Annotated in this window: 27 protein-coding genes and 1 pseudogene; 11 read left to right on the top strand and 17 right to left on the bottom strand. The window is 70.8% G+C overall.

Annotated features, from left to right (window positions below):
- Window positions 1-63: 63 nt before the first annotated feature.
- Genes BL253_RS18700 through BL253_RS18710 form a run of 3 tightly spaced genes read right to left on the bottom strand, consistent with a single transcriptional unit; the run spans window position 64 to window position 1,954 of the window.
- On the bottom strand, window positions 64-1,110 hold the full coding sequence (locus BL253_RS18700) for an MBL fold metallo-hydrolase (RefSeq protein ID WP_076818407.1): 1,047 nt from the start codon (window positions 1,108-1,110) through the stop codon (window positions 64-66).
- 60 nt (window positions 1,111-1,170) lie between these two features.
- Window positions 1,171-1,602, bottom strand: a complete 432-nt coding sequence (locus tag BL253_RS18705) for a response regulator (protein WP_076818461.1) — start codon at window positions 1,600-1,602, stop codon at window positions 1,171-1,173.
- Between the two features lie 52 nt (window positions 1,603-1,654).
- Window positions 1,655-1,954, bottom strand: coding sequence for a hypothetical protein (locus tag BL253_RS18710; protein ID WP_076818408.1), 300 nt, complete (start codon window positions 1,952-1,954; stop codon window positions 1,655-1,657).
- A 205-nt stretch (window positions 1,955-2,159) separates the two neighbouring features.
- On the opposite strand from BL253_RS18710, the gene BL253_RS18715 reads away from it, so the two are divergent.
- Window positions 2,160-2,852, top strand: coding sequence for a type 1 glutamine amidotransferase domain-containing protein (locus BL253_RS18715; protein ID WP_076818409.1), 693 nt, complete (start codon window positions 2,160-2,162; stop codon window positions 2,850-2,852).
- A gap of 43 nt (window positions 2,853-2,895) precedes the next feature.
- Here the strand turns inward: BL253_RS18715 and BL253_RS18720 are convergent, their stop codons facing one another.
- The 6 genes from BL253_RS18720 to BL253_RS18740 all read right to left on the bottom strand — a co-directional run bounded on the left by BL253_RS18720 (window position 2,896) and on the right by BL253_RS18740 (window position 7,417).
- Window positions 2,896-3,651, bottom strand: coding sequence for a DUF4184 family protein (locus BL253_RS18720; protein WP_076818410.1), 756 nt, complete (start codon window positions 3,649-3,651; stop codon window positions 2,896-2,898).
- An 82-nt stretch (window positions 3,652-3,733) separates the two neighbouring features.
- A complete protein-coding gene (locus tag BL253_RS18725) occupies window positions 3,734-4,912 on the bottom strand; it encodes a thiolase C-terminal domain-containing protein (protein ID WP_076818411.1) in 1,179 nt (392 codons plus the stop codon).
- A complete protein-coding gene (locus tag BL253_RS18730; protein ID WP_076818412.1) occupies window positions 4,909-5,400 on the bottom strand; it encodes a Zn-ribbon domain-containing OB-fold protein in 492 nt (163 codons plus the stop codon). Before BL253_RS18730 ends, BL253_RS18725 begins: the two co-directional genes overlap by 4 nt.
- Window positions 5,401-5,520: 120 nt before the next feature.
- A complete protein-coding gene (locus BL253_RS43830) occupies window positions 5,521-5,892 on the bottom strand; it encodes an amidohydrolase family protein (protein ID WP_241834915.1) in 372 nt (123 codons plus the stop codon).
- On the bottom strand, window positions 5,814-6,503 hold the full coding sequence (locus BL253_RS18735; RefSeq protein WP_241834916.1) for an amidohydrolase family protein: 690 nt from the start codon (window positions 6,501-6,503) through the stop codon (window positions 5,814-5,816). The genes BL253_RS43830 and BL253_RS18735 overlap by 79 nt, the downstream gene beginning before the upstream one ends.
- Before the next feature lie 296 nt (window positions 6,504-6,799).
- Window positions 6,800-7,417 carry a TetR/AcrR family transcriptional regulator gene (locus tag BL253_RS18740; protein WP_076818462.1) on the bottom strand — a complete coding sequence of 206 codons (618 nt, stop codon included), beginning with the start codon at window positions 7,415-7,417 and terminating at the stop codon, window positions 6,800-6,802.
- A 110-nt stretch (window positions 7,418-7,527) separates the two neighbouring features.
- On the opposite strand from BL253_RS18740, the gene BL253_RS18745 reads away from it, so the two are divergent.
- Window positions 7,528-8,814 (top strand): cytochrome P450, encoded by a 1,287-nt coding sequence (locus tag BL253_RS18745; RefSeq protein WP_241834917.1) that lies wholly within the window; start codon window positions 7,528-7,530, stop codon window positions 8,812-8,814.
- 127 nt (window positions 8,815-8,941) lie between these two features.
- Here BL253_RS18745 and BL253_RS18750 read toward each other — a convergent pair whose 3' ends face one another.
- Entirely contained in the window at window positions 8,942-9,610 is a 669-nt protein-coding gene (locus BL253_RS18750) for a GOLPH3/VPS74 family protein (protein ID WP_076818413.1), read from the bottom strand.
- Window positions 9,611-9,793: 183 nt separating this feature from the next.
- Window positions 9,794-10,069: a GlsB/YeaQ/YmgE family stress response membrane protein gene (locus BL253_RS18755; RefSeq protein ID WP_076818414.1), complete on the bottom strand. Its 276-nt coding sequence runs from the start codon at window positions 10,067-10,069 to the stop codon at window positions 9,794-9,796.
- A 653-nt stretch (window positions 10,070-10,722) separates the two neighbouring features.
- Between BL253_RS18755 and BL253_RS18760 the strand changes: the two genes are divergently transcribed.
- Window positions 10,723-11,358 (top strand): hypothetical protein, encoded by a 636-nt coding sequence (locus tag BL253_RS18760; RefSeq protein ID WP_198946311.1) that lies wholly within the window; start codon window positions 10,723-10,725, stop codon window positions 11,356-11,358.
- A 40-nt stretch (window positions 11,359-11,398) separates the two neighbouring features.
- On the opposite strand, the gene BL253_RS18765 is transcribed toward BL253_RS18760, so the two are convergent.
- The 4 genes from BL253_RS18765 to BL253_RS18780 form a co-directional block, all read right to left on the bottom strand.
- A complete protein-coding gene (locus BL253_RS18765) occupies window positions 11,399-12,259 on the bottom strand; it encodes a nucleotidyl transferase AbiEii/AbiGii toxin family protein (protein WP_076818416.1) in 861 nt (286 codons plus the stop codon).
- A gap of 225 nt (window positions 12,260-12,484) precedes the next feature.
- On the bottom strand, window positions 12,485-12,907 hold the full coding sequence (locus BL253_RS18770; RefSeq protein WP_076818417.1) for an SHOCT-like domain-containing protein: 423 nt from the start codon (window positions 12,905-12,907) through the stop codon (window positions 12,485-12,487).
- A gap of 11 nt (window positions 12,908-12,918) precedes the next feature.
- Complete coding sequence (locus tag BL253_RS18775) at window positions 12,919-13,110, bottom strand: hypothetical protein (protein WP_241834918.1); 192 nt, start codon at window positions 13,108-13,110, stop codon at window positions 12,919-12,921.
- A gap of 65 nt (window positions 13,111-13,175) precedes the next feature.
- Window positions 13,176-13,538 (bottom strand): DUF2089 domain-containing protein, encoded by a 363-nt coding sequence (locus BL253_RS18780; protein WP_076818419.1) that lies wholly within the window; start codon window positions 13,536-13,538, stop codon window positions 13,176-13,178.
- Window positions 13,539-14,134: 596 nt separating this feature from the next.
- On the opposite strand from BL253_RS18780, the gene BL253_RS18785 reads away from it, so the two are divergent.
- The 7 genes from BL253_RS18785 to BL253_RS18810 all read left to right on the top strand — a co-directional run bounded on the left by BL253_RS18785 (window position 14,135) and on the right by BL253_RS18810 (window position 20,322).
- On the top strand, window positions 14,135-15,823 hold the full coding sequence (locus BL253_RS18785) for a long-chain-fatty-acid--CoA ligase (protein WP_076818420.1): 1,689 nt from the start codon (window positions 14,135-14,137) through the stop codon (window positions 15,821-15,823).
- Window positions 15,820-16,269: a nuclear transport factor 2 family protein gene (locus tag BL253_RS18790; protein ID WP_076818421.1), complete on the top strand. Its 450-nt coding sequence runs from the start codon at window positions 15,820-15,822 to the stop codon at window positions 16,267-16,269. The genes BL253_RS18785 and BL253_RS18790 overlap by 4 nt, the downstream gene beginning before the upstream one ends.
- A 4-nt stretch (window positions 16,270-16,273) precedes the next feature.
- Entirely contained in the window at window positions 16,274-17,566 is a 1,293-nt protein-coding gene (locus tag BL253_RS18795) for a cytochrome P450 (RefSeq protein ID WP_076818422.1), read from the top strand.
- A gap of 120 nt (window positions 17,567-17,686) precedes the next feature.
- Complete coding sequence (locus BL253_RS42340; protein WP_158230378.1) at window positions 17,687-17,854, top strand: hypothetical protein; 168 nt, start codon at window positions 17,687-17,689, stop codon at window positions 17,852-17,854.
- Between the two features lie 120 nt (window positions 17,855-17,974).
- Window positions 17,975-19,171, top strand: coding sequence for a phosphoglycerate dehydrogenase (gene serA / locus BL253_RS18800; RefSeq protein WP_076818423.1), 1,197 nt, complete (start codon window positions 17,975-17,977; stop codon window positions 19,169-19,171).
- Window positions 19,172-19,292: 121 nt separating this feature from the next.
- Window positions 19,293-19,517: an FAD-linked oxidase C-terminal domain-containing protein gene (locus BL253_RS18805; RefSeq protein ID WP_241834919.1), complete on the top strand. Its 225-nt coding sequence runs from the start codon at window positions 19,293-19,295 to the stop codon at window positions 19,515-19,517.
- 163 nt (window positions 19,518-19,680) lie between these two features.
- Window positions 19,681-20,322: a VC0807 family protein gene (locus tag BL253_RS18810; RefSeq protein WP_076818424.1), complete on the top strand. Its 642-nt coding sequence runs from the start codon at window positions 19,681-19,683 to the stop codon at window positions 20,320-20,322.
- Between the two features lie 201 nt (window positions 20,323-20,523).
- On the opposite strand, the gene BL253_RS18815 is transcribed toward BL253_RS18810, so the two are convergent.
- Complete coding sequence (locus BL253_RS18815) at window positions 20,524-21,651, bottom strand: hypothetical protein (RefSeq protein ID WP_241834920.1); 1,128 nt, start codon at window positions 21,649-21,651, stop codon at window positions 20,524-20,526.
- Between the two features lie 184 nt (window positions 21,652-21,835).
- Between BL253_RS18815 and BL253_RS18820 the strand changes: the two are divergent.
- Window positions 21,836-22,145 (top strand): annotated as a pseudogene (locus tag BL253_RS18820) (helix-turn-helix domain-containing protein); the annotation flags it as partial.
- Between the two features lie 283 nt (window positions 22,146-22,428).
- Here the strand turns inward: BL253_RS18820 and BL253_RS18825 are convergent.
- Window positions 22,429-22,818 (bottom strand): 2Fe-2S iron-sulfur cluster-binding protein, encoded by a 390-nt coding sequence (locus BL253_RS18825; RefSeq protein ID WP_241834922.1) that lies wholly within the window; start codon window positions 22,816-22,818, stop codon window positions 22,429-22,431.
- Window positions 22,819-22,945: the final 127 nt, after the last annotated feature.

Below are 22,945 nucleotides of genomic sequence, written 5' to 3' on the forward strand. Positions count from 1 at the left end.
CAGATCGATCCCGCCGTGGCCGGGCCGCGCCGGGCAAGCTCGACGGGTGGTCTCGACGGGTGGTCAGGCCGCGAGGTGGAACGACGTGCCCGAGCTGCTGGGTACCCAGGCCTCCGGGAGCGCCGTGGCCAGTGCCTGCTGGGCGCGCCAGCCGCTGCAGTGCGCGCTGACGACGAGGTCGGGCGTCATCTCGGTCAGGGCGCTGACCGTCGGCGCGATGATCGGCTCGAAGGCGGGGCCGCTCAGGTGCAGGCCGCCGATCAGCGCGTGCAGCCGTTCGACGCCGGTCAGCCGCAGCGCGTGCCGCGCGATGTTGACCACGCCCGCGTGCCCGCACCCGGTCAGCACCACCAAGCCCTTGTCCCGGACGTGCACGACGAGCGCCTGATCGTCGAGCACGAGGGGATCATGGCGCCAGCCGGCGCCGTCCCAGGCCTGGTGCGCGGGCGGCATCCCGCGCTCGAAGTCCGTCGTACGGTCGACCTCGCCGGTGATCAGGACGCTGCCGTCGACCAGCAGCGACGGAGACCGCCGCTCGATCACCTCGAACCCCTCCGACTCGCACGCGTGCCTGCTCAGCGTCGGCAGCGCGGACGGGTCGAGCCCGGGGGGCGCCAGCCGACGGCGCGTCCAGACCAGCGGGTGCACCGTCATCGGCAGGCCGCGGACCCCACGGCGGCCGGCCAGGCCGGCGAGCCCGCCCGCGTGGTCGAAGTGGCCGTGGCTGAGCACGACACCCTGAACCTCGCCGAGATCGATGCCGAGCCGCTCGGCGTTGCTCACCATCCCGTCGGGCGACACACCGGTGTCGAACAGCAGAGTGGTGACCGTCTCGCCACGACGGACCCGGACCAGTGCCGAGAAGCCGTGCTCGGCCCGCAGGCCCGCCGTCGTCAGCCCGTCCTCGAACTGGGGAGCCCCGACCAGGCCCACACCGAGCCGGGACCGCCGCACCCGGTCGTCCCCCGCCAACAGCCCGTCGAAGGTGTTGTCCATCAGCGTGGTGATGACGACCTCGTCCACCGGCGCCAGCGACACCGGGTCGACAGCCGTACCGGTCACGGGCCGCGGAGCGGCGGCGAGCACACCCGACGCGTCGTCATCGCACATACCCGGACCCTAGGCCGCCCGGCCCTTAGCCGTCCGCCGTCCGCCGCCGGATCCTCGCGGTCAGCGACGGGCGCGTCGGATGAGGTCCAGGAAGAAGTCGTCGATCGCGTGCACCGCGCCCAGGAAGTCGTCCAGCTCCCTGGGCTTGCAGACATACGCGTTCGCGTGCAGTTCGTAGATCGCCGCCACGTCGTCGGGCGCGTCGGAGGTCGTCAGCACGACAGCCGGGATCGACCGCAGCTCCGGATCGCCCTTGATCGCGGAGAGCGTCTCCCGACCGTCCATCCGGGGCATGTTCAGGTCGAGGATGATCAGATCCGGCTTGCGGCGAGCGGGGTCACGCAGGTAGGCCATCGCCTCGACACCGTCGCCCACGATGTGCACGTCCTGCCCGAAACCACGGACCAGGAAGGCTTCCTCGATGAGCAGGGCATCGCCCGGGTCGTCCTCGGCGAGCAGGACGGTATAGGGACGGCTGGGCGCGGCGAGCATCACGAGATATCTCCACAGGTCGTCTGGACGGCCAGCCGCTGCCCGCCACCGGCTAGGCCTGAGCTCTTGAACGGACCGTCACCGCACGGATGATCGCCGGGTCACACGGGACACCGATCATTCTAGAGACGCCGTCGGCCACTACTCGGATAAGCAGCCTCGCCGGGCCCTCGTCCTCGTCGCGGGCGTCGCCCCACATCGGATCGGAGTAGTCGGTGTCGTCGACGCCCTCGATCGTGAACCGGGAGCCGGGCATGATCTTCCCGGCCGCCGTCCCCGACCCGAACACGTATGCCGTCACAAACTCGATCATCGAGCCCGGCTCGACGGGTCGCCCGTCGAGCGTCGGCATGTCTCGCCGCATCCTCGAATCGTATGGTCAGACCAGGCGTGCCGTCCCGTTTTGTCCAGAGTTGAGTCCGGGGGCGACCGAGCCGTGGCACACCTCGCCGCGGCAGAGCGGGGGCTCACTTGCACCTAACGGTGCGTCTTCATACGATTACACCGAGTAGAAGGTCTATCACGCGCAGCAGGTCCGGACGAGGGGGAGCATCCCGATGGCGAAGCTACTGTTCGTGATGACCGGAGCTGCGTACTGGACGCTCAAGGACGGCACCAGACACGCCACCGGCTACTGGGCCGAGGAGTTCGCGGCGCCGTACAGGACGCTGACGGAGGCCGGCCATCAGGTCGTGGTGGCCACTCCCGGCGGCGTGGTCCCGACCGTGGACATGATGAGCCTGCGCCCCGAGCTGGCGGGCGGCGCCCAGATCGCCCTCGACCTGGAACAGGTCATCCGCTCCGCGGAGGAGATGCGACGGCCGATCCAGCTGGCGACCGCCCGTCTCGAGGACTACGACGCCGTCTACTTCCCCGGTGGCCACGGGCCGATGGAGGACCTGTGGGCCGACCCCGACGCGGGCCGCCTGCTGACCACGGCGCTCGCCTCGGGCAAGCCGCTGGCTGTCGTCTGCCACGCCCCGGCCGCGATGCTGGCGACCAGAGTGCACGGCGTCTCGCCCTTCGCGGGCCGCCGGGTCACGGCGTTCACCAACGACGAGGAGGAGGCCGTCGGACTGGCCGCGAGGGCACGGTGGCTGCTGGAGGACGCACTGAGGGACATGGGCGTCGACTTCACCCGCGGCGAGGCCTGGAAGCCGTACACGGTGGTGGACCACAACCTGTACACCGGGCAGAACCCCGTCTCGGCCGAGGTCCTGGCGGAGCGGCTGGTGAAGGCACTGGGCTAGGCGCGCGCGGTCAGACAGCCGGCTAGGCGGACGAGCGATCGTTCTATGGTGACTCGGCTATCGGCCGCCGCGGCGCCACCCACCAACCCGCGACGACCAGCAGCAGGGCGACCGTCAGCACCTCTCCGCCGGCGATCACGCCGCAGAAGGCGACGTAGAGCGGTCCGTGTCCTGTGTTCGCCAGGCCGGCGGCCACGCCGACCGCCGTGGCGAAGGCCACCGCCGCCGGAAGGACCGCCTGCTCCAGGCGGTGTCGACGCGGCCGACGCGGCCCCTGGGGCAGAGCTCGCAGGTGGGCGACGATCGCCGCCACGATGACGGCCAGCCCGACGACGCTCGAGGCGTACTGAGCCCACACGTAGCCGGGCAGCGCACCATAGCCAGGCAGAGCGCCATGCTCGGCGCTCAACCAGGACACCTGACGGACACCCCACCGTCCTCCATGCGTGAACGCGTCCCAGCCAACGTGCGTCACAGCCCCGACACCCGCCGCCGCCGGTGCCAGCAGCCACTGGCGGGCGGTGAGCCGCGCTCGGGAGGCCAGTCGCCGCCGGACAGGATCCGGGGCCAGATCCACCAGGGCGTCACGAGCCAGGTAGAACCACATCCCCAACCCGGCCAAGGCGAGCGCCGGAACGACGACCACGACGCCGAGCAGGCTGTGAGTGAGCTGGTAGTCAGGCCACCCGACAAACAACGGCATGTCAGGCGCCATCGTCCCGGCCACGAGCGCGCTCATCGGCAGGCCGCAGCGCCGCAGCGGAAGCACAGCCGCGGGATGGCTCAACGTGAAAGGCATGTGCCCCCCGGCATCGCTGTGGTGCCACCGATTATGCCTACGACGGATCGCCGCGCCCTCGCGGACGGCCGCCGGGCAGCGGTTACCGGGACAGCAGCACTCCCCCGCCCGGGGAGGCGCCCACGCCCGACGCGTAGAGCGCGACGGAGGCGTCGGTGATCTGGTTGATGGCCGTGCCGCGCAGCTGCCGGACGCCCTCGAGCAGATGCGTGATGCCCTGCAGGTAGACCTCGGCGAGGTTTCCCCCGTGGGTGTTGACCGGGAGGCGGCCCTCGCGCCGGATGCCGCCGTCGGCGACGAACGGGCCGCCCTCGCCGATGCCGCAGAAGCCCCAGTCCTCGAGGCTCATGATGACCGACGGGGTGAACCCGTCGTAGAACAGCGCGACGTCGACGTCCTCGGGCCCCAGGCCGGCGCGGTCGTAGAGGTCGCGGGCGGCGCGGCGGTGGCCGGTGCTGACGTAGTCCTCGTCGATGGTGTTGAACGACGCGGTGGCCCATTTGTACTCGCCGGTCGTCGCGACGGCGCGAATGCTCACCGGCGGGTGGCACAGGTCCCGGGCGCGGTCGGGAGTGGTGACCAGGAGCGCGGCCGCCCCGTCGGACTCCATGCAGCAGTCCAGCAGCCGCAGCGGGTCGCAGACCAACCGGGAGGCGTGATGCTCCTCGACGGTGATCTCTGCTCGGAACCGCGCGTCGGGGTTGTGCACGGCGTTGCGGCGCGCGTTGATCGTGACCTCGGCGAACTGGTCGGTCGTGGTGCCGTACAGCGCCATGTGCCGGCGCGCCTTCATCGCGTAGATCGCCGCCGGAAGCGCCATCCCGAACGGTGCGGTGTACGACGCCGCGAGCGGGATCGCCTGCCCCGGCTGCACCCCGGCGGCCACCGACTGGCCGAGACGCGCCTGCTGGATGAGCGAGCGCACCACCACGACGTAGTCGGCGAGGCCGGTCGCGAGGGCGGCGTAGGCGTTGGCCACCGCGCCCGGCACGCCCGACCCGCGCCCGCCCCAGACCAGGCCTGAATACCGGAACTCCTTCGTGCCGAGCGCGACGGCGAGATCGGCCGGCCAGGTCGGGTCGTCGCAGTAGCCGGCGAACCCGTCGATGTCGCGCGCGTCGAGCCCGGCGTCGGCGCAGGCGCCGAGGACGGCGTCGAGCGCGATGCGGCCCAGGCCCAGCGGCGCCAGCGAGCCCCGGGTGCCGTAGGCCGAGTGCCCGATCCCCACGACGCAGGCCGCGTCCCGGCGGAACTCACTCATGGCAACATCCGGAAGCAGGGCAGGGCCAGGTCGTCCTTATCCCCGACCCCGACCCCGGCGCCGTCACCGGCGCCGTCCGCGCCGCCGAAGCCGACCGGCGCGAACGCGACCCGGTCGCCGACGTGGAGATCTTCCAGGCTCCAGGCGTCGATCACGTTGCTGAGGATGCGCACGGGATCTCCCTCGGCGCCTTCGAGCGTGACGACGGCGACGTTGTAGAGCGCCGGTGCCTCCGGCGTGCCCGGCCGGGTCCGGTCGGGCACCCAGATGTAGGAGTAGACGGTGCCGGTGCCGGGCAATGTCGACCAGTCCCACTCCACCGAGCCGCAGCGGTAGCAGCCGTCGATGGGCGGGTAGCGGTGCGCACCACAGGACGCGCACCGCTGCACGTCGAGGCGTCCGGCCGCGGCCGCGCGCCACATCCCCTCGTTGATCGGTGCCACGACGGGATCGGGCATGCCGGCTGGGCGGTTGACGGCATCGCTCACCTCTGCGTCCGCTCCCTTCTGATGTTCCGACGCCTGTGGCCTGAAGGCGCTGGCCTCGCTGGGACCCGGTGGCGGCGTCGGACCCGGAGGTATCCGGCCGACGGCGTCGGGCCGCCAGCGTCAGTCCTCGATACCGAGCAGACGCGCCGCGTTGCCACGCATGATCATGCGTATCTCGCGGTCGTCGAGACCGTCGAGCTTGTTCACCCATTCRATCGCGTGCGCGACGCCCTCCGGGTGCGGGTAGTCCGAGCCGAACAGCACCCGCTCCGGACCGATCGCCCGCACCAGCCCGACGACGTCCTCCTCGTAGAACGGCGAGACGTAGAGGTGCTCCATGAGAACCTCGCTCGGCCGCCCGATCACCTCGCCGCCGGGCCAGTAGCCCTTGCGGCCCATGTGCGCGGCGTGGTCTACGTCGTGCAGCAGCGGGACGACCCAGTTGATGCCGCACTCGAGCGCGACGACGGGTCGACCGGGGAACGCCCCCACAGCGGGCCGGGCTTCATGACGACGGCGCGCGCGCCCGCGGCGACGACCCGGTCGATCTCGGCGATGGCCAGCTCGGCGTCCGTCAACGAGATCATCGGCGCGGTGATGATCCGGTTGTCCCGGTTGAAGCCCCACTCCTCGTCAAGCCACCGGTTGTAGGAGCGGATGTTCGCGTACAGGGCGGGGATGTCGTCGTGCAGCTCGTTCTCGGCCTGCAGCATCGCGGTGCCGAGCATCAGCCCGGCCTGCACCCGCTCGGCGTCCATCTTCGCCAGCCGGGGGGCGCGCCGCATCATGTCCGGGTAGTCCCAGCCCCGGATGAGCTCGCGGTGGACGAACCCGTCGGTGCTGTCCGGGTTGTCGAGCATCGTGCGCAGGGAGCCGGGCGCACCGATGTAGTCCGTCTGGATCACCCGCATGTAGCGGAACTGCCGGTCACCGAAGTAGAGCTTGCCGCGGCCCTTCTGGTCGACGCGCACGTTGATCACCCGGTCGGCGAACGCCGGCTCGATGAAGCGGCTGAAGCAGTCGTAGGGCTCGTAGTAGTGATGATCGGCGTCGATCAGCTCGTAGCCGAGGTCCGGACGGGCGACGACGGTCTCGGTGCTCACAAGGATTCTCCCGACTCCGTGGGCCGAGGAGCCGGGCTCACAGCGGCCAAACAGCGCGATGTTGGTAGTGAACGGTCGCCCCCCGGTCCGCGGCCACGGGACGCCATACCCCGTCCAGGAGAGTAAGCATGCACTCATCTCACCTCCGAGGCCAGGCTAGGCCGATCCGGCCCCACAAGACGCGGGATCTCGGTTTCGGCTCGTTGACCTGGGTTTTCCCGGCGGCGGACCCTCGACCTCCAGCACGACTTTCCCCTCGAGGCCGTTCCGCCCGGACGTGCCCGGGCCCCGGGCGGCTATCGGACCGGGACGATCGAGCCGGGGGGCGTGAGGGCGGCGACGAGCGTGCGAACCAGGTAGAGGCCGGCGTCGGCAGCGGCCAGCCGGCCGGCGTCCACGTCCTGGGCGGCGGTGTGCATGAGCGTGAGGATCACGGTGACGAGCCATGAGCCGGGCAGGTCGTCGCGGAAGACGCCCTCCGCCTGGCCGCGTTCCACCAGGTGGCCGACGCGCGTGAGGATGTCGTCGTGCACGTCGCGGATGCGCTCGTGCCCCAGCTCGCGCGCCGCGGCGCCCAGCACGCCACGGTGCTGCTCGATGACCCGCCACGAGGAGGTCACGAGCGTCGCCAGCGCCTCGACCGGGTCACCGGAGAGATCGAGGCCGTCGAACACGGCGTGCGCGTGGCCGATCGTGCGGGCGAGGACGGCTTCGACCAGGTCGGCCCGGGTCTTGAAGTGGCCGTAGAGCGTGATGCGACCGACGCCGGCCTCGGCCGCGATGTCCGCGATGCTCACGTTCGGGTCGCGCCGCAGGCCGCGCGTGGCCGCGTCCAGGATCGCCTCCACGTTGCGGCGCGCGTCGGCCCGCTGGGCCCGCTGGGTCCGCTGCCCGGTCGAGGTGCTTGCGCCCACCGCCGCCCGACCCTCCCAGACGATCACCAGTAACCCGTACCCGTTGATTCGAGTTGATGGTAACGTGCCAGCTAACTCGTACATTCATGTTCAAGTTAATGGAGGTCTCCGTGACCACCGTCGAGCGTGCCACGGCCGGGGCCCACCTCGATACGCACGCCAGCGCCGCGACCGTGCGACCCGCCCCCGGACCGATGGACGCGGCGGCGATCATCGAGGCCCTGACGACCCAGCAGGGGCGGACCAACCCGTTCCCGCTCTACACGCGAGCACTCGAGCTCGGCCCGGTCGCGGTCATCGCCGACGGCTGGTACCTCGTTTCCAGCCATGCCGCGGTCAACCGCGTGCTGCGCGATCCGCGTTTCGGAATCGCCGAGCCCGCCGACGGGTCGACCGAGCACGACGCGCTGGCGGCTTTGAACCGGTCGATCCTGCGAGCGAACCCGCCCGGGCACGGCCGGATGCGATCCCTGATCTCCTCGGTGTTCACCCCGCGCCGGGTCGCGGCCCTGCGGCCGGCGGTCGAGAAGGCGGTCGACCTGCTGCTGGACGGGCTGTCGGACGCGGGCGCCGACGGCGCGCCGTTCGACTTCATGGAGGAGTTCGCGTTCCAGCTCCCGGTCTCGGTGATCTGCGAGCTGCTCGGCGTACCGGTCGCCGACCGCCACCGGTTCCGGGCGCCCGCGGCGGACCTGACCGTCGCCCTGGAACTCACGGCCGACCCCGCCGACCTGGAGCCGGCGGGCGCGGCGGCGCGGGAGTTGTCCCGCTACTTCCGAGAACTGATCACCGAGAGGCGCGGCGACCCGGGCGGCGACCTCATCAGTGCCCTGATCGCCGCCCGCGACACCGATGACGGCCGGCTGTCCGACGTCGAACTGGTCGCCAACCTGGTCGTCCTCCTGGTCGCGGGATTCGAGACGACCACGAACCTCCTCGGCAACGGCCTCGCGATCCTCTTCGAACGGCCCCGGCTGACGGCGCGGCTGCGTTCCGGGGACGTCCCGATCGCGGGATTCGTCGAGGAGGTTCTGCGCTACGACTCACCGGTCCAGGCGACCCTGCGGGTGGCGCGCGCGGATGGCCTGGCCGTGGACGGGAGGCCGATCCCCAAGGGCGGCCAGCTTGTCCTGCTGATCGGATCGGCCAACCGGGATCCCGACCGCTACCCCGACCCCGGCGGCTTCGACCCCACCCGCGTCGGCGGCGCGCCGCTCGCCTTCGGCGCCGGCGCGCACGTCTGCCTTGGCAACAGCCTGGCGCGGCTCGAGGCGGGAACGGCGTTCCCCCGGCTGCTCGACCGCTTTCCCGACCTGGCTCCCGCCGGGGCGCCTACCCGCCGGGATCGCCTCGTCCTGCGCGGCTACGAGACTCTCCCGGTGACCGTCACCGCGTGACGCGGAAGTGCGGTACCGGGACCCGGGCCTGCCCCAGAGCCGTCCTCGGTGGGCCCGATCTCGAATGTGGACGTCACGCCCGACGTCCCGCTCGACGTCCCGCGCCGATTCGCGCGGTCGGTGCCTGTCAGGACGAGCTGCTCCCCGCGGCCGCGGCGACGCTGGCGCCGATCGCCGCGTTGGTCGCCGCCTGCGCCTCCCGCAGGACCCGCACCACGATCGGGGCGACCGGCGTCGCGGACGTGGCGGTGGCTATCCGCTCCTTGGCGTGCTCGCGGTCGGCGCGGTCCGGTGCCACGACCTCGAGGAGCCGCGAGGGGCCGGTGAGCGCGAGCAGCGCGGCCGTACGCGCGTCAAGCGGGCCGTCGCCGCGGGCCGCCTCCCGGGCACGGCGCACGATGTCGTCGCGCAGGTCGGCTCGCAGTACCGGGTGCCGGACTACCGGAAAAAGCAGCATCCGTCGCCGTTCCCGCCCGACGATCTTCTCCTCGAGGAGACGGTCGAGCACCATGTTCCAGACTCCTCCCAGCGCCTTGTCGAGCCGGCGCACCTGGTCGGCGGCGCGGCGGCCCTTCACCTCGCCGACCGCTCGGTGCGCCGCCGCCAGCAGCGGGTCGGACGGTGGAGGCCCCACCGGGTGGAATCGCCTGCCGTCCACGATCATGCCGTGGGAGAGACCGAGCTCGGCGACGAGCGCGCCGCTCAGCGTCGTGGTCAACGGCTGCCGTGACGAATTCACCGGCGAGCCTTTGGCCGGGTCAAGAGCGAGCAGGAGCAGTTCCTCGGCGATGAGCACGATTCGCCTCCAGGCTGATCGGTGATTCGACGCGCTGATGGGTTTAACCGCGACGGGCGGTTGGGGTGCCGTGGTGGCACCCCAACCGCCCGTTCACGTGGGAGCGAATGTCTAGCGTGACCTGCCCGCCGGCCGATCCATCTCTCTTGTGGATTGACGGGATCGGTCCTTATGACCGCGGCGTCAGCGCAGGACGCGGCGGTGGGTCACGGCCCGGTAAACCAGCAGAACGATGATCGCACCGATGATGGACCCGACAACCCCGGACGGCTGCAGCGCGCCCTCGTTCAGGTCCTTACCGAAGATGAGGTAACCGAGAAATCCGCCGAGGAACGAGCCAACGACACCAAGGACGATGGTCGCGCCGATGCCCATCGGGTCACGGCCGGGCACGAGGAAACGCGCAAGAGCTCCGGCCACCAGGCCGAGCAGAAGCCAGAAGATGATGGTCCAGACCACGGGAGCCTCCAGGTAGGTGAAGCGTTTCGACGATCACCCGTCGTGATTTCGGAAGCTTTATCCCACCCGTCGCGCCACCCAAACACAGAAGTTCACCGACGCAGCCGTCAGGGCCGACAAAGGCCCTGACGGGGGGCGCCCAACGGCTAACGCAGACACAAAGAGAAGTCGCCTCGTAACTTTACGTGTCCAGAATTGGTCGACGCGGACCCTGTTGGCTGAACGACGATCCGGAGCGTTGCCCTGCTACGCGGGTGGGGTCACGTCCCAGACGACTCCGAACTCGGAGCCGTCGCCCTGCCAGGTGCCGTCAGCGGCCCGGCGGCCTGCCCAGCGTCGTTGATGTACGACTCGCCGACGTCCCCGGCCATGTCGAGACCACCCGGCGGAGTGGCGCCGCCGCTGGGCGACGCCAGGGTGAGCCGCCTGGCGGTCACCGGGATCGAGCCGTCGGCGAACGGGATCTCCGCGAGGAGGGGGCGAGTGGATGATGGTCGGCGACACGGGCGGGCAGCTCTGCCGACTCGACATTCCCCGGGTCGTCACCGACGTCTGGAACCTCCCGCACTGCTGCCGGGTCTGGCCACACGCTGAGGGCCCGGAGAATGTTCGACACATTCCGTCCGGACCGCGGGTCGCGGCATGATGCGTGCGTGTGGTCTGGTGACTTCGAGGTACATCTGACCTGCTCGGCCATGGAGGTGGACGCACTCGCGGCATTCKCCGACCGGCATGGTGCCAAGTTCAGCCACATCGAGCTCGATCAGGGGGTGACCCCTTCGCAGCCGATGCTGACGGTGCCCGGCAACGGGACGTCGACCGAGGTCCGAGGGCTGGCTGCCCGTTGGAGGACTCGACTCGAGGCCGCGGGACTGCGGGTGCTTCGCATGAAAATCGAGGCCGCGCCCTGGAATGAGGGCGTCCCCGAGTTCGACGACCAGGCGCCCGCCGACCTGTACTTCGAGCACCACATCAAGGTCCGGTTGCCGTCCGGTGACCAGCGGATGGCGGACGCATTGGCCTCGACGGTGCGCGGCCACGGTGCCCGGCCGTCACGGAACGCCCGCCGGGTCCTTGCCGATGGATGGGAGGACAGGTTCGTCACCCAGCGCTGCCACGATGCCGGTCGGCGGACCGCGACCGGCCGGCTCGACGCCCTTCTGGCGGCGGTCCGGGCTAGTGGATTCGAGGTGCGGGACGTCTCTGCGGAATACGTCGTGTATGACGACGCGACGCACCTCGATGCCGGCTGGCTTGACCGTGGGCTGGCCATCGGCTCGGCCTCGTAGCGGCGGTGTAGCGGCCGTCCCCTTCGCGGTTGCGGGGAGATCAGCTGGCGGCGAGCGCTGTGCCCAAKCGGTTGAGCCAGGATCGGGCGTCGCCGTCGATGTGGGGATGCTCCGCGCGGAAACGGTCCCAGTTCACCTGGCCGGGTGCGAGCGGCCTGATCACGTCGAGCTGGTCCAGGAGCTCCATGAGCAGGGCGCAGAGGTGACCGAGGGACACCTGGGTGCGCTCGGSGAGCAGGACCGCGTCGTACAGGTCCTTGCCCCGGGCAGGGACGTCGTTGAGCAGCCAGTACGCCTTCCAGGCCAGCGAGAGCGCGGGGGTCGCGGCCATCATCCGCGTACCCAGCGGCGGGATCTCCACGATGACCGGCTCCTCCACCAGCCGCTCCCCGAACGCCAGGTCAACCTGCAGCACGTCCCGCTCGTCGCCAATGCCGTACCGAAGCCGCAGGCGGGTCATCGGTGGCTGGCGACTCGTTCCCGGCGGCTCGTCCGGACGTTCCTCCTGGAAGCCGTGGGGCAGTCGCGCCGGCAACCGCGAGCCCGACCGCCGCGGCAGGATGTCGAGCGGGTACTGGTCGAGGTAGCCGTAGTAGCCGTCGATGTCATCGACCTCGATCTGGTCCGCGCGCAGACCCGGCACCGGGTCCTCGGCGAGTGCCGCCAGGATGCCGGCCACCAGGGCCTGCTCGCCGATGTCCGCGGTCGGGGATCCGTCCGCGCCCACGCCCATGCGTGTCACGACGAAATCGATGTCCGCGGGCTCGCGCGCGACCTCGCCCAGCCAGGCCCTCAGCGTCACGCTCCCCCGCAGCACCAAGTGCTCGGCACAGGGGGACGCGGCGAGAACCCGCAGCACGTGCGCCATCGCCGCGCGGCGCGCGGCCGACCTGTCGGTCACAACCACGCCGCGATTAGACCATATGTTCGGACATGCGCTTCGGCGGCCCACTCCGGCTCTCCGGCTCTATGGAAGGAGGGGCCACTCGGACGAGTGGCCCCTCCGCTACGCGCCGATGAGTGGCTAGGCTTCGGATTGGCGGTTCAACCGTGTTCCGCTGTCGCGGGCGCGGCCCCGGGAGGGTGTTCGAGCACCCTCTCGGGGGTCCGTCCAACCGGACGGCGCCTACTCGCAGAAGACCCGCACTTTGGCGTCGGGCTGGTCGACCTCCACGGTCATCTCGTCGAGCTGGTCCACGAGCGCCTCGAGCTGTTCGGGCTTGAGCTGCGTCAGGTCGAACGGCACACCCGACTTGTTCAGTTCGGTGTTGGCCCGGCCCAGCGCCTGCGGCGGGATCAGCGCGGTCAGCCGCACGCCGGCCCGCAGCAGCTGCAGCGGCACGCGCACGTTGACCCGCCCCGGCTCGCCGTTCTCAACGGTGTCCACCACCACCCGCAGGTACTTCGCCCTGCCCTTGGGCCGGGCGTCGAGACTCGCCGCCGCCGGCGGCTGGTCCCGCTCGAGCGCGGCGATGAGCTGCTCCGCCTCCGCCGCGGTGATCTTACCCTCGGCCAGCATGTCGAGGATGTCCTTGCGCTGTTCGTTCATCGAGACCTCTCCTATCGGATGGTTACGAGCACAGCCATGCGGCCCTGCTCGACGTCGACCCGGGTGCCGGGCAACGCGGAGATGACACRCCAACCGGTGCCGAGTGCCCGCACCACACTGACGCCGTAGACGCGGCAGGCCACGGCCGCCGCCAGTACGGCCAGGACCACGAACGGCGAGAGCACGAGCACCACAGGCAGCACCGGAACCCAGATCCGGATCGGACGACCGTCCGGGCGTCTGACGTGTGCCGTCACCAGCTGCGGCATCACGTGCCAGGCTCCAGTTCGGACAGCGCCTGCTGTGCGGTGATCTCGCCGCGGCGCAGCCGATCGATGACGTCGGCCCGCGACGGCGCCGGATCGGTCTCGACGAAGTCGAGCATCTGCATGATCCGGTTCAGCCGCGACTTGATCGTCGGGTAGCTCACCCCGAAGATCCGTTCCATCTCCTTGATGGACCCGTGGCACCGCACGAACGCCGTGACGAAGACCTGATCCTCGACTCCCAGCTGAGCCAGCTGCGGCAGCTCGAACTCGCCCTCGATCGCGACGCCGCTACCCGCCAGGCGCACCCGCTCGACGACGAACGGCTGGCCTCGGGTCAGGTTCGTGAGCTCCTGCCAATCCATCGCCCGTTCTGTCATATTTCAAGTTGTACCTGAAGAAATTTCAACTTTCAAGATATTGATCTTGATTTTCTTAGATCCACGCTTCGGCCGGGCTCCTCGCGGGGCCGCCAACCCCCCTCACCGCCAGCCAGGAGGCCGCCGCGCCCGCACCCGGAGGGGCACGGGCACGGCGGCCCAGGTGGTTCGACGCCACCCGCCCCAGGTGGAGTGGCTTCAGCCGAGGCAGCGGCGCGGGGCGGGGCGGAGTGAGGCGGGGCGGGGCGGGGCGGGGCGAGGTGAGGTGAGGTGGGGTGGCGTTGGACGGGTGCCCATACAGACCGCACCGGCCGTCGTCATCGCCAGCAAGCGGCGCGAAAGATCATCAACCAAGAGATCGACTTGGTCGACCAGTCCGCACAGGTCGCGGGCCCCAAACGGATGCGCCAACTGGGCCCTCAGCCCAGAATCGGCGGATTAAGCGCGCGATGGCCAGCGATGACGAGGGCGGCGAGCTCGCCGACATGCCGGGGCCGACACTCCCGCGCAGGCAGCGGCTCCCGGTTGATCGTAACTTTGGGTGAGCTCATTCCGCCCACCGGGACCGCCGGCCCCATTGGYTGAACTCGGCTTTTAACCGAGTACGCGAGGCTGGCCGTCGGGCGAGGCTGCAGGGTGGTCGGATCGTCTTCCTCGGCCAGGAGGATGATGACGAGCTACCGTGGCCGGAGTTCTTCGCGCAGGCGGAGGATGTGGCGGCCTGGCTGCAGAACGTCCGAGGTCTGGGGCGGGGTGGACGGGTAGTCATTCTGGGGCTGCCCTCGCGGCCGGTCGTGACCGCGCTCGTAGGGGCGTGGCTGGCGGGCGCGAGTGTGACTGTCGCGCCGACGCCGGCCAGGACCACGGATCTTCAGACCTACGTCGGGCAGACCCTGGCCCGGCTGGCGGCGCTCGGTGAGCCGCTGGTGCTGCTGGGAGCGCCGTACGACGCGCTGGCCGACGCGCTGGTGGCGGGGGGTGCCCACGTCGAGCTGCTGGCCGACGCGCTGGCCGCCGAGCCCGTCGGGGTGTGGAAGGCGCCGGACCTGACCGCTGATGACCCGGCGATTCTGCAGTTCACCAGCGGAACGACGTCCACCCCCAAGATCGTCCGGGTGAGTCACGGGAATCTCGCGGCGAACATCGCGGCGATCCGGGAGCGGATCCGTCACGACGAGGTCCATGACCGGTTGCTGACCTGGCTGCCGCTGTCGCATGACATGGGGCTGATCGGCGCGCTGGCGGTCCAGCTGACCTGTGGGCACTGTGACGTGCTCATCTCCTCGCCGAACGACTATCTGGCTTCGCCATCGTCGTGGATGCGTAATGCGGCCCGCTATCGGGCGACGGTGCTGATGGGGCCCGCCTCGGCCTACGCGATGGCCGGAAGGCTGTTGAAGACCGGCCCGGCACTCGACCTGTCATGCGTGAAGGTCGCGTTGTCCGGCGGCGAACCGATCGACCCGGAGGCGATCGAGGCATTCCTCGACGCGGCGGCGCGGCACGGGTTCCGGCGCGAGGCCTTCCTGCCCGCGTATGGCCTGGCCGAGGCCACCCTCGCGGTGACGATGCCCGACCCGTATCGGGGGCTGCGGGTCGACGAGGTCGACGCGGACATCCTCGCCGACCAGCGGCGCGCCGAGCCGGCGCTCGGCGGCCGCCGGACGCGGCGGTTCGCCCGGCTCGGCGAGCCGGTACCGGGCACCCGGGTCCGGATCGTGGACCCCGTCACCGACGCGGACCGCCCGCAGCGATCGGTCGGTGAGATCCAGGTCGCCGGCCCGTCGATCGCCGGGTACCTCACCGAGACCCCCGACACCCCCGACGTCGCTGGCGGCGACGCTGGGGATGGCGGTCACACCCATTCCCGAGACCGCTGGCTCGCGACAGGCGATGTGGGCTACCTGGTCGACGGCGAGCTGGTCGTCTGCGGCCGCGCCAAGGATCTGATCATCATCGGGGGGCGGAACATCCACCCCGAAGAGGCCGAGCAGGCCGCCGCCACCGTGCCCGGGGTGCGCCCGGGCAACGCGGTCGCGTTCGCCACCCGGCGGGGTGGTGCCGCGACCGACAGCGTCACCGTCGCCTTCGAGCTGCGGCCTGGCCACGACGAGACGGACGTCCGGGGGCGGGTCACCGCCGCCGTCCTCGCCGCCGTCGGGGTCCGCCCAGCCGCCGTCCACGCGCTACCACCTGGGTCGATCCCGAAGACCCCGTCCGGGAAGCTACAGCGTGCCGAGGCGGCGCGGCTGTGGGGAGGAGAGCAGTGAGCCGCGAGTCCGTCAGCCGGCAGGAACCCGTCGTCCTCGGCGACGGCGTCACGCAGGACCTCGCCCAGACCGCCACGGCCGCCGCCAGCCGCGTCCATGAGGCCTGGACCGCCCCGGACACCGGCAAGCGGGCCGCGCTGCTCGCCGAGGTGTGCGCCGATGACGTCGCCTATGCCAATCCACTCAAGAGCTGCGTCGGCCCGCGGGCCCTCGCCGAGCTGATCGGTGAGCTGACCGCGGCCTACCCCGGTTACCTACCCGTCCGCACCTCCGGCGTGGACGCGCACCACGACGCCGTCCGCTACGCCTGGGCGCTGCGCGACCGCGCCGGCCAGTCCGTCCTCACCGGCGTCGAGATCGTTCGTTTCACCCCGGAGGGCCGGCTGACCTCGATCGTGTCCTTCTTCGGTGAGCCCCCACAGATCCGCTACACCTACCAGGCCTGAGGCCGTGACCCTCGCCGCGAGCGCCGACGCGGCCGGCGACGCCGCCGCGGCGTCGCCGGGGCCGGTCTGGCCTTCGAGCCGCCGGTTCCGCGACGCCTCGCCTGATCAGAAGCTCGCCTACCTGGCCCGGCTGCGCGAGGACCCCGGCCTCCCCGTCTTCGACGAGCCGGCGATCCCCGGCCTGCCTCGCGGCGGTGGCTACCAGGCACTCACCCGCTACGCCGACGTCGCCGAGGCCTCCCGCCGCCCCGCCGACTTCCGCTCCGGCCTCGGCGCCCTGTGGATCAACGATCTTCCCGCTGACTTCAACGAGTTCTTCGGGTCGATCATCAACATGGACAACCCCCGCCACGGCCGGCTACGCGGCCTCGTCGCGGCCGCGTTCACTCCCCGGACCCTGCGCACCCTGCGCGGCCACATCGAACAGGCCGCCACCGACACGGTCCGCGCCGCCGCGGGCCGGCGGATCGACATCGTCAGCGACCTCGCGACGCCGTTTCCCCTCGCCGTCATCTGCGACCTGCTGGGCGTCCCGGACAACGACCGCGCTGGCCTCCTGGCCGCCTCCAACGTGATCGTCTCCGGCGGGGATCCCGAGCTGGTCCCCGACCAGCAGGACCCGATCCGCGCCTACCTCGACGCTGGCACGTTTCTCGCCGGCCTGGCCACCGACCTCGCCGAGCACCGCCGTCACCACCCCACTGACGACCTGCTCACCACCCTCGTCCAGGCCGAGGTCGACGGCAACCGCCTGACCACCCGCGAGATCGCCTCGTTCTTCACCCTCCTCGCCTTCGCCGGCCAGGAGACGACCCGCAACGCCATCGCCCTCGGCCTCTGGGCCCTGCACACCCACCCGGACGCCCGCGCCGCCTGGGCCGCCGACTACGACCGTCTCGCCCCCACCGCCGTCAACGAGATCGTCCGCTACACAAGCCCCGTCGCCCTCATGCGCCGCACCGCGACCCGCGAGACCACCCTCGGCGGCCACCACCTCGACGCCGGCGACAAGATCGTGCTGTACTACGCCGCCGCCAACCGCGACCCCGCCGTCTTCCCCGACCCCGACCAGCTCGACCTCACCCGCGACCCCAACCCCCACCTCGGCTTCGGCGGCCCGGGACCGCATTACTGCCTCGGCGCTCACCTCGCCCGCACGGAACTCACCGTCATCTTCCGCGAGATCTTCCGCCAGCTCCCGGGTCTGACGATCACCGGCCCGCCCGAACACCTCCGCTCCACCTCCGTCAATGGCCTCAAGCACCTCCCCGCCACAACCACGCCGAATCCGAGCTGATCCCACCGCCCCACCGCCGAGTCCAGGGCCCGAGGTCTGATCCCGCCCAGGTCGCGAAGCCAGCAGCGTTGGCTACGGACAGTTACAGTCCGACCACAGACTGTCCGTGAAGGGGTTGGCGTGACGATGAAGGCTGTACTGCCATGGGCATTCTGGATCTTCGCGGCCTTCTACGTCATGACCGCGCCCAGCGACGCCGCGGCTCTCGTGCACACGGCGGTCGGCTGGCTCGGCGCGCTCGGCAGCGGCCTGTCCACCGTCGTCACCGACGCGACCAGCTCCGCCTGAACCAGCCACGAACGGTGTCGCCGACGGCCGGTGATGATCGGCCCGCGTGCTGCGCCGAGGACCGGCCGCCGGCTTCGTAGACTGCGAGAGACCTGTCACCTGCCGATGAGGGCCTCTGCCGTGCGCGCGCTGTTGCTAGAGAACGTCCACCCGGACGCCGCGAGGATTCTCGAGACCGCCGGCGCGGAGGTCGAGACGATCGACCGCGCGCTCGACCCTCGGGCGCTGGCCTCGGCCCTGGCGGGCGTCCAGCTGCTGGGGATCAGGTCGAAGACCGAGGTCACCGAGGCGGTGTTCGACGAGGCGCCGGACCTGCTCGCCGTCGGCGCGTTCTGCATCGGTACCAACCAGATAGATCTCGGCGCCGCGCGCGAGCGAGGCGTCGCCGTGTTCAACGCGCCTTTCTCCAACACCCGCAGCGTGGTCGAGCTCGCGCTCGCGGAGATCATCGCGTTGACGCGGCGGTTGACCCTCAAGAACACCGCCATGCACGCGGGCGTGTGGGACAAGTCGGCCGAGGCGGCCCACGAGGTCCGCGGCCGCCGCCTCGGCATCGTCGGCTACGGCAACATCGGCGCGCAGCTGTCGGTGCTGGCCGAGGCGCTCGGCATGAGCGTGTACTTCTACGACACCGCCGACAAGCTGGCGCTCGGCAATGCCCGCCGCTGTGACAGCCTCGACGAGCTGCTGGCGGTCGCGGACGTCGTGACCCTTCATGTGGACGGGCGCGCCGGCAACAGCGGGATGTTCGGCGCCGAGCAGTTCGCCCGCATGCGGCCCGGCAGCCTTTTCCTCAACCTCTCGCGCGGCTTCGTCGTGGACCATGGCGCGCTGCGCGCGCGGGTGGAGAGCGGGCATCTCGCCGGCGCGGCGATCGACGTCTTCCCGCAGGAGCCGGCCGGGCGCGGCGACGAGTTCCGCTCCGAGCTGCGAGACCTGCCGAACGTGATCCTCACGCCGCACATCGCGGGCTCGACCGAGGAGGCCCAGCAGGACATCGGCCGCTACGTCGCGGGCAAGCTGCGGGACTACCAGTTCGAGGGCGGCACCTCCATGAGCGTCAACCTGCCGCACCTCGCGCTGCCGCCGCGGCCGGGCGGACGTCGGATCGCCCACCTGCACCGCAACGTGCCGGGCGTGCTCGCGAAGATCAACAGCTTGCTGGCCGAGCACAAGGTCAACATCGACGGCCAGCTCCTCGACACCCGCGGCGAGTACGGGTACGTCCTGACCGACATAGCTGTCGACTACCCGGCAGCCGTCCTCGGCTCGCTGGCCGCGATGCCGGAGACCGTCCGGGTCCGGCTGCTGGGATGAGCTCGCCCAGCGCCGGGCTTACGCCAGCCGGCGGCGCGGCGGCGACCTCCGGCGCGGCGGCAACCCCCGGCGCGGCCGCAACCCCGGACGGGAACCAGAACGAGGGATACCGCACGTCAACGTGCTCGATGCGACCAGCGCGGCCGAGGCCGTGACGGACGCCGTGCCGCGGCTCATCGCGGCGCACAGCGGGAGCATCAGCGCCGAGCACGGCGTCGGCCGGGCCAGGCACGCGTGGCTGGGGCTGTCCCGGCCGTCTCAGGAGATCRCGATGATGCGCGCGGTCAAACGCGGCCTCGACCTTGACGGGCTGCTCAACCCGGGCGTCCCGCTCGATCCGGCCTGACACGGTCGGGACGGGCCGGTCCCACTGCCCGCGACGGGCGGGCGTATCGTGACGCGGTAACGAACAGCCGGCGCAGCGTCGACCCGTTGGAGACATGATTTTTCTGACGGGAGCGAGGTCACGGTTTCACCGCCCGGCCGCCGCTGAGACGGGACCCGGCCACATGGTCCCGCCGGCGGACGCCCGGCTTCCCAAGCCGACGATGATAGCCAGGCACGGGCTGCCTCATCTCATCGAGGCGACGGTCGTACCCGCGGTTCTTTTCCTTGTTGTCCTGCACTTCTCCAGCTTCACGTTGGCGGCCTTGGCCGCGCTGGTGTGGGAATACGCCGCGGTGAGCCGGCGCCTGGCCGCGAAGCGGCGCATCCCGGCGCTGCTGGTGCTGTCCTCGGTCGGGCTGACCGTGCGCACCGTGGTGGCGATCATAAGCGGCAGCGCCTTTGTCTATTTTCTTCAACCCGTCATCGTCGCCGGCATCGTCGGGATGATGTTCCTGCTGTCGGCTCTTTCGCCGCGGCCCCTCGTGCATCGGCTGGCTCGCGACTTCTGCCCGCTGCCTCCCGGTGTGACGGCCCGGCCCGGCGTGCGCAGACTGTTCCTCGGGCTCACCCTCCTGTGGGCGGCGGTGAACCTCGGGAATTCCGMCTTCACGTACTGGCTGTTGACATCCCAGACGACAGAGGTCTTCGTCGCGGTCCGCGGGATCACCGGCACCGCCCTGCCTGTCGCGGCCACGTTGGTCACCATCGCCTGGTCGTGGCGGGTCGCCGGTCGGGAAGGCCTCCGCGCGGCCCGCGCCGTCTGACGTCTAACGGCTTCCTTCGGCCCACGCCAGCGCCCACGCGAGCGCCGGCGCGAGCGCTGCCAGGCGGGTGAAGCCGCGCCGGGCGACGGGCGACGCGCGCCAGGGCGACGGGCGACGCGCGTCGGGCCGCGGGCGACGCGCGTCGGGCCGGCCGCGGTCGCACAGCGGCGACCGGGCCGACCCGATGGCGATGAGATCCGGTCAGCTCCAGGGAATCCAGGCGGTCCGCACGTGGCCGTTGCCATGGCTGTCGCTTGGCTGGAAGTAGGACAGCATCAGCTTGCTGGACGTACTCGACTCCGGATGGCCGATGTAGGCCCGGCACAAGCCTCCGTCACCGGTGGTGCTGTTGCACGGGACGGCCGCGGTGAATCTCGGCGTGAACGGCCCGGTTGGGCTGCTCGACGAGAACACGGTGATGTTCCCGCCGATGTCGTCCTGCTCGATCGCGACAAACGGTGATCCGGAGAACGCCGGATACCGGTGGACGTCGAAGCTCGCCGGGGTGATCGGAGTGAAACCGCCGGAGGTGGCGGCCAGTGTGCTGAAGGTGTAGTTACGGGGGTCCAGCCAGCGATGGCCACCGCTCTGGTTGCTCGCGTTGTACGCGGCGAACGGAGTACTACCCAGGGTGACCTTCGCGACCTGGGCGGTCCCGGCGGAGCAGTCGCCGAAGGCGGAGCTGGTGCAGAGACCGGTGTAGAAGTAGAGCGAGCCGTTGTAGACCACCGGCGAGCCCAGGATTCGGTTGTCCGCCAGCGGGTTGCCGGTGAAGATCCCGGTGCCGCCGACCGGGCTGTCGTTGCTGAAGGTGTTCGTCGTGTAGTCGTAGTCCACGATCCGCAACGCAAGCGGCCTCGTATTGGTTCCGTTCAGGCACATCACCACGTACGGAATGATGAGGAGCGGATTCGGAGAGGACGTCGGGATCGACGCGATTCCGCTGGCCCATGCGGCGAGGGTACCGCCGCAGGAGAAGCCCGACGGGTTCGGGATGAACTGGACCACGTTGTTGCCCGAGGCGTCGGTGAAATCGCCGAACAGCGACTGGCTCGGCGCGGTGAACGCCTGCGCGGTGCCCGCGGTCGTCCCCCAGACCCGCTGGCCTGTCGGGCTTACCGCGGTGTCGCAGAACAGCCACAGCACGCCGATCACGTTCGCCTGCGGGACGCCGGTGAACCCGCAGTCCCGGGAGATCTCATAGCCCTTGTTCAACTCGAGCGAGGACACGACCGGGCCGATGTCGTTGACGGTGCGGGTCGCCGCCGCCGCCGGCGCGGCGGTGCCGACGGTGAACGCCAGAATGGCCGATAAGGCCGCACTGACCATGGTTGCGGTGAGTCCGAGAAATCTTCGGCGCGGGCGCGCTGCACGCATGGTGCCTCTCCTCGACGGTCGATCGCGACGCGAGAGCGGGCCTACCGCCCTGCGCGGATCATCGAAGTCGATCAGCCGCCGCCTCGACAAGGAGGTCGGACGATCTCGGATGACCTCGGACAGCGGACGTCGACTTCGGGTCTTCGACATCCTGCTCGTCCAGCTGCTGCGCGCATGGCTCGCCGGCGATCCCGAAGGCACGCGGTCCTCAGCGCTGGGCGCGTTGCGCGACCCGCTCGTCGGCGCCGCGGTCACCGCCCTGCACCGCGACCCGGCCCGCGCCTGGACGACCGAGGCGCTCGCCCGCGAGGTGGCGGTGTCACGCGCGACCCTCACCCGGCGCTTCCGGGCGGTGACGGGTCGACACGCCAGGGGCCTACCTGACCCGGTGGCGGCTCGACCTCGCGGCCCGGCGTCTGCGTGACGGCGACGACGGCCTCAAGACGGGCTGTCCTTGAGGGTGTCGTTGACCGACTCGATGAGCGGACGGACCTTGATGAGCCGACGGACCTTCGTGGGCACCGGCCGGCCTAGCCCGTCGCGCCCCAGGGGATCCGGCCATGGCCCGTGGGGGCGAAGACCGTCGTCATGACCGCCACACCCCGTGGGCGGACGAGGGCCGATGTGGTCGGCGCCTGAGGCTGACGTACTCGTCGGCATGTATGTCCCGGAGCCGAGCTGAGAGTCGGTCAGCGGAGTCGGCGACAGGTTCGCGGCGGAAGGCTCGCGTCAGAGCGGGCCGTCATCCTGGATCGGCACGGTCTGGACGCGTCGGACGCCCTTCTTGCGGACGACGACATCACCGGTCACCCGGGTACGGCAGGCGAGCCGCGAGTCGGTGGGGTCGCGACGCGGGTCGGTCGCGTCGCGGCGCGGGTCGCCGGGGAGGCGCGCCGCGAGGGCGTCGGTCTCCTCGTCATCGGGCGGGACGAGGTGCTCGGCGCCGCCGAGCACCTCCACCTGGCACACCAGGCAGGTCGCCTGGCCGTGACACGTCGTGGGCCAGTGGTATCCGAGCCGCCACGCCGCCTCGATGATCGTCTCTCCGGGCCCGAGCTCAAGCTCGGCACCGAGAGGATCGACGCGTACCACCGGCCCACGGGGCCGCGGCTCAGCCACGAGGCCTCACATGGTCACCGGCTGCTCGGCGGCGAGGCGGGCGGCGTGCTTCATCCCGATGTATGAGAACACGAAGCTGGCGCTGACGCTCGCGACCTGGCCGGAGCTGAATCAACGAGGGAGAGAC

The sequence above is a fragment of the Pseudofrankia asymbiotica genome (assembly GCF_001983105.1).
Lineage (GTDB): Bacteria > Actinomycetota > Actinomycetes > Frankiales > Frankiaceae > Pseudofrankia > Pseudofrankia asymbiotica.

What these genes read in the sequence shown, in the direction of transcription:
- BL253_RS18710 (WP_076818408.1), bottom strand. Translation starts at nt 1,954, where the DNA reads ATGCCGACGCTCGACGGGCGACCCGTCGAGCCGGGCTCGATGATCGAG.
- BL253_RS18815 (WP_241834920.1), bottom strand. Translation starts at nt 21,651, where the DNA reads ATGGTCAGTGCGGCCTTATCGGCCATTCTGGCGTTCACCGTCGGCACC.
- BL253_RS18715 (WP_076818409.1), top strand. Translation starts at nt 2,160, where the DNA reads ATGGCGAAGCTACTGTTCGTGATGACCGGAGCTGCGTACTGGACGCTC.
- BL253_RS18770 (WP_076818417.1), bottom strand. Translation starts at nt 12,907, where the DNA reads ATGAACGAACAGCGCAAGGACATCCTCGACATGCTGGCCGAGGGTAAG.
- BL253_RS18780 (WP_076818419.1), bottom strand. Translation starts at nt 13,538, where the DNA reads ATGGATTGGCAGGAGCTCACGAACCTGACCCGAGGCCAGCCGTTCGTC.
- BL253_RS18725 (WP_076818411.1), bottom strand. Translation starts at nt 4,912, where the DNA reads ATGAGTGAGTTCCGCCGGGACGCGGCCTGCGTCGTGGGGATCGGGCAC.
- BL253_RS18720 (WP_076818410.1), bottom strand. Translation starts at nt 3,651, where the DNA reads ATGCCTTTCACGTTGAGCCATCCCGCGGCTGTGCTTCCGCTGCGGCGC.
- BL253_RS18700 (WP_076818407.1), bottom strand. Translation starts at nt 1,110, where the DNA reads ATGTGCGATGACGACGCGTCGGGTGTGCTCGCCGCCGCTCCGCGGCCC.
- BL253_RS18705 (WP_076818461.1), bottom strand. Translation starts at nt 1,602, where the DNA reads ATGCTCGCCGCGCCCAGCCGTCCCTATACCGTCCTGCTCGCCGAGGAC.